The 4461-nt window shown below is 40.3% G+C and carries 6 protein-coding genes; 1 reads left to right on the plus strand and 5 read right to left on the minus strand.

All coding sequences use genetic code 11. The annotated features are described in order from the left end of the window. The 4 genes from JJE29_09130 to JJE29_09145 all read right to left on the minus strand — a co-directional run. A partial coding sequence (locus JJE29_09130; GenBank protein ID MBK5252778.1) for a cytidyltransferase occupies nt 1–689 on the minus strand: 689 nt, incomplete at its 3' end. 138 nt (nt 690–827) lie between these two features. Beyond that, nucleotides 828–1676, minus strand: coding sequence for a YihY/virulence factor BrkB family protein (locus JJE29_09135; protein MBK5252779.1), 849 nt, complete (start codon nt 1674–1676; stop codon nt 828–830). Between the two features lie 30 nt (nt 1677–1706). Further along, complete coding sequence (gene aroF, locus JJE29_09140) at nt 1707–2513, minus strand: 3-deoxy-7-phosphoheptulonate synthase (GenBank protein MBK5252780.1); 807 nt, start codon at nt 2511–2513, stop codon at nt 1707–1709. Then, complete coding sequence (locus JJE29_09145) at nt 2488–2868, minus strand: NusG domain II-containing protein (GenBank protein MBK5252781.1); 381 nt, start codon at nt 2866–2868, stop codon at nt 2488–2490. Before JJE29_09145 ends, aroF begins: the two co-directional genes overlap by 26 nt. 81 nt (nt 2869–2949) lie before the next feature. Here JJE29_09145 and JJE29_09150 point away from each other — a divergent pair, with 81 nt between their 5' ends. After that, on the plus strand, nt 2950–4002 hold the full coding sequence (locus JJE29_09150; GenBank protein MBK5252782.1) for an FAD:protein FMN transferase: 1053 nt from the start codon (nt 2950–2952) through the stop codon (nt 4000–4002). Nucleotides 4003–4159: 157 nt separating this feature from the next. Here JJE29_09150 and JJE29_09155 read toward each other — a convergent pair. Next, nucleotides 4160–4461 (minus strand): D-2-hydroxyacid dehydrogenase (locus JJE29_09155; GenBank protein MBK5252783.1); only part of this gene is annotated, 302 nt, incomplete at its 5' end.

Genomic DNA, 4461 nt, shown 5'->3' on the forward strand with positions numbered 1-4461 from the left:
ACCCTTTTCATTTCTAATCCCTTGCATCCGTATTTCCCTATATCATGCCCTGCTGCCGCTCCCGAAACACGTCCAAGATCTATTGAAACCCCCAAATTTTTAAGCTGCCTTGCAACAAACAGTGCAAGATAGTGAACCCCCATTATATGGTCGAGTGTGCTGTATCCAACAACCTCCTGATTTAGCTTCATCATTTCATAGACATGGTCGTTCCTGAAAACATCAACGAATCTCTCGTATTCATAACTGTTTTCCAATCTTTCTATTTCGGACTCTTTCAAATATTCAAACGCGTACTTGCTTTGCCATGTGCCGTCGCCAGATTTTTTTTGGCTCTCGGCCACCGTTGCCAAAACATCTAGATACAGCTCCGAAGCATGGTCAAGTTCCGGATTCATCTCTATTTGAACCGCATGAGGAAAGGATTTATTCAGAGCATATTGATATATATATTGAAGCCAATCCTTTGGCTCTGCGCCACCCGAAACGACAAGTAAAATCTCCTTCATCAACGAATATACTGCTCCGCATGAATAGTCTTTCTCGCTTTCAATCCTTTTCACTTCTTTGCGAAAAGCATCCCCTCGAATTTTCTCCATGGCGATGGACTTTATTCGGCTGTTAATGGATTGATTATTCTTGACATTGATTTCTATGGTGTCGCATACATTTTTATATAAATTGTCCATATCGTGCCTCCCGTTATATTGCCTCCTATATTGATTTATATCCATTTACATATCTTTCTAATTATTTTTATAATATCATAAAGCCCCGTTGCATTAGCTTCGGGGTCTTCTGTTTTTATTTAATGCTTCAAATTTTTTTTATTCTCCATTATTCGATTCGCGTGCCTTGAATGAATAATAAATCGAATTTATTTCTCCTCCAAGCATCAATACTATACTGCTCATGTATAGCCAAACCATTAGCACTACCATAGCTGCCAAACTACCGTATATTATTGTATATCTTCCAAAATTATTTACAAACATTGAAAAACCTGCAGAAAGTGCAACCCATCCCGCCATTGCGAAGAGAGTTCCCGGTATTACATCTCTCCATTTATCGTGGCGATCAAAAGAAGCATAATAAAAAAATGAAATTACCGCAAAGAAAAACCCAATAATAAAGAGCCATCTGTATGCTAAAAACATTTCAATGAATCCCAAATCAAACCCTAATATATCTTCCATAAATAAAACAAAATCCTTGCCCATGCTGGGGAGCGTCAATGCAAACACTATTGAAATCATCAAGGCTATTGTGTAAATTATTGAAATAAACCTCTTGCGCCAATATTTTTTTACGTTTTTTACGCCATACGCCCTATTCATAGCCTGTCTCAATTCATGAATTCCACGGGATGCCGACCATATTGTAATCAGCGCCGTAACGGAAAGAAAATTAGCATTCGCTCGGGGCGCCACTGCTGAAGCGTAGTCTCTTATAACCATTATGACTTCCTTTGGAACAATTTTAGAAATTCCATCGAAAAAACCGCCGTAGGACATGGAAAAGCGTGTCAGCATACCGAAAAGAAATATCATGAACGGAAAAACTGACAGCACAAAAAAATATGCCATTTGAGCTCCGTAGCCAAAGATATTGTGTTCATTTATTCTTTTTAACAATTCCCGCCATGCATAAGAGTAAAATGCTTTATCCCTGAACATAGAATCACCCACCTTGCAAAACTCCGACAATCATTTATTTTTAGAATGCCGGAATATCTCTATTTCCGAAACCAGATTTCTGTAGTCTTCCGGTCTTAGCGATTGCTCCCCATCGCTAAGTGCCATTTCCGGATTATTATGAACCTCAACCATTATTCCGTCAGCGCCGCATGCCAAAGCCGCCCTGCTCATCGGCGCCACAAGTTCCCTCAATCCAGTTCCGTGGCTTGGATCAACCAAGACCGGCAGACCCGTCTCTTTTTTCATTATTGGTACAGCCGATAAATCGAGAGTATTTCTAGTATAATCTGTAAAGGTCCTTATTCCTCTTTCGCACAAAATTATTTCACCGTTGCCGCTCGATGCCAAGTATTCTGCAGCAAGTATCCATTCCCTAAGGGTTGCACTCATTCCGCGTTTTAACAAAACAGGTTTTCCCGTTTCTCCTACAGCCTTTAGTAGAGCATAGTTGTGCATGTTCCTGGAACCTATCTGAATCAAGTCCACCTGCTCAACAATCCTATCAATATGGTATTGATCAAGCACCTCCGTTACAATAGGAAGACCTGTTAGATAACTTGCCTCTTTTAAATACTCCAGCCCTTCCCATCCCAAACCCTGAAAATCGTAAGGACTCGTTCTCGGCTTAAATACCCCGCCTCTCAAGAATTCCGCACCCGCAGCTTTAACAATTTTGGCAATTTTTATTATCTGTTCCCGCGATTCAACAGCACATGGGCCTGCGATTCTTATTGGAATGTTTCCTCCACCTATCGCAATGCCTCCTGCTTTAACTGCTTTATCAATTCCGTCAATATGAAAAGTCATCAACACCATCTCCGTCTCTTTTTCCCTTTATCTCAATAATCAGCCTATGCGGCAAACATACCAATATTTCCCCAGGTGAATTTATCACTCCGTCAAGCACGCACACCTGATTTGCGCAATCCGAATATGCAATTCTAAGGCCTTCGTTGTCGACCACAATTCTATTTATTCCAAATTCCGTATCAATGTTTATTTCATTCTCTAATCCTTCAATCCATTCAAATGACTCATACAACTCGCCATCCATTTTTATTTCTACAACTCTAACATCTACAGGCCTGTTCCTATAGACTCCCAGAGCAAAAATCGGAATCAAGGCCAAGGCCAGCAAACAAACTATGATTATTAAATCCATTTTCTTCATTAATGCCAATCCTCCGTTTTTTTTGCTTATAATACATAATTCTAATATAATAAAGCTACAATGTCCAACTTGGAGGTCTTTATGAAAACCAGCAAACTCTTTTTAGTTTCAATAATATTGATGATTTTTACCATTTCAGTTGCCGGCTGCAACAGAAATCCATCGTCGTCGGAATTCCCTGCCACTCGCACCGATCTCTTCATGGGAACAGTCGTGCAAATAAAAATATATGAATCCGTTGACGAAGCCGTATTCGAAGAAGCCTTCAGCCTTATAGAAGATATAGAAAACAAAATGAGCCTAAATATGCCCGAAAGCGAACTCAATCAAATAAATCGAGCAGCAGGCGAAAATCCTGTCAAGGTATCCGGCGACACATACGATGTAATCGATAAAGCTATATACTACGGAAGCCTTTCCGGAGGAACATTCGACATAACAATAGGTCCATTGGTAAGTCTTTGGAACATAGGAAAGGAAAATGCGCGCGTTCCCGACCAATCCGAAATAGATGAAGCAATTAAACAAATTGACTACAAAAAGGTTTTATTGAATCCTGATGAAAAAACAGTTTTTCTTAAAGACTCCGGAATGATTTTGGACCTGGGCGGAATCGCAAAGGGTTACGCGGCCGATGCATTGAGCGAGATGTTTGAAAAAGAAGGAATCAATCATGCCATAATCAATCTCGGCGGAAACATTTATGCCCTCGGACAAAATCCAAACGGCAATCCATGGCAGATTGGCATTCAAAACCCCGAGGCAGAACGAAGCGATTACATCGGGGTGGCCAGCGTAAAAGACAAGTCCGTTGTAACTTCGGGCATTTATGAACGTTTTCTCGAATCGGGCGGCAAGTCATACCACCACATACTTAGCCCTTTTAACGGATACCCTTTCGAAAACAGCCTAACAGCGGTATCTATAATTGCCAGCAAATCGGTAGATGCCGATGCGCTTTCAACCGTGGCATTCTCTCTGGGTCTCGAATCCGGGCTCACTCTGCTTGAATCCATCCCCGATGCAGAAGCAATATTTATAACGAAGGATTTTAATGTATATACGACCTCAGGCCTTAAAGATTCCTTCAAGATGGCAAACGACGAATTCATCCTTGCAAACCAAGAAAAATGAAAGCTCACAATGAGCTTTCATTTTTAAGTATAAAGTAGTAAGTTGAAAGAAAAAGATTAAAAACATGTTGCCAGCTTCTCGTTCTACGTTCTACTGCTTTTATCTTTCGCTTTTTTATTTCGCTTTTCTTTCCACTTACTACTTTCCACGTTCTACTTCAATATCCCTTATTCAGATCCACCTTGTTTATCATTTCGCCTTCACCCGAAGCAAACACCATAAGATTCTTCTTGAATATCTCATAGGCCATCTTCATGTAATTCGGGTTTTCACCGCAAATGTGCGGGGTCATGATTATATTATCCGTTTTCCACAAGGGGCTGTCCTCCGAAAGTGGTTCTTTGTTGTATACATCAGTGACAACACCTTTTATTGATTTTGATTGCAAAACATTGATCATATCTTCCTCGTTTACAGTAGTTCCTCTGCCCATATTTATGATAACTGCTGTCTCTTTCA

This window comes from Peptostreptococcaceae bacterium (genome assembly GCA_016649995.1).
Lineage (GTDB): Bacteria > Bacillota > Clostridia > Peptostreptococcales > BM714 > BM714.

Coding starts and splice junctions, on each gene's coding strand:
- aroF (MBK5252780.1), bottom strand. CDS start 2,513: ATGGTGTTGATGACTTTTCATATTGACGGAATTGATAAAGCAGTTAAA.
- JJE29_09135 (MBK5252779.1), bottom strand. CDS start 1,676: ATGTTCAGGGATAAAGCATTTTACTCTTATGCATGGCGGGAATTGTTA.
- JJE29_09145 (MBK5252781.1), bottom strand. CDS start 2,868: ATGAAGAAAATGGATTTAATAATCATAGTTTGTTTGCTGGCCTTGGCC.
- JJE29_09150 (MBK5252782.1), top strand. CDS start 2,950: ATGAAAACCAGCAAACTCTTTTTAGTTTCAATAATATTGATGATTTTT.